The organism is Isoptericola croceus (assembly GCF_029382255.1).
Taxonomy (GTDB): Bacteria; Actinomycetota; Actinomycetes; order Actinomycetales; family Cellulomonadaceae; genus Isoptericola; species Isoptericola croceus.
Map to the genome: position 1 here is coordinate 1 of NZ_JARLLG010000332.1, position 267 is coordinate 267.

Here is a 267-nt window from a genome sequence, read left to right on the forward strand (position 1 = left end):
GAATCGACTTGAACCCCTAGTCTTTCCGCCCAGAAGCGATAGGTCACCACCTGGCAGGACAGCAGCGATGCCAGGTAGTACTCGACGGGGTTGGGCGCGGTGTTCTGTCCGCCGAGACCCGGTGGCTCGTCGACGTGCACGCGGTACTTGCCCAGGGCGATTGCGCTACCGACCGTGCCCTCCGGTTGGGCGGATGCCTTGAACACCACCGTTGCGGCGGCCGGGTTGTCGGCTACTGCCGCGCGGGTCGCATCGGTGATCGCGTTG

At 65.9% G+C, this 267-nt stretch carries 1 protein-coding gene; it reads right to left on the minus strand.

Annotated features, from left to right (window positions below; translation table 11 throughout):
• On the minus strand, nucleotides 1-267 hold a 267-nt coding region (locus tag PZC42_RS21535; RefSeq protein WP_277214216.1), incomplete at both ends, for an OsmC family protein.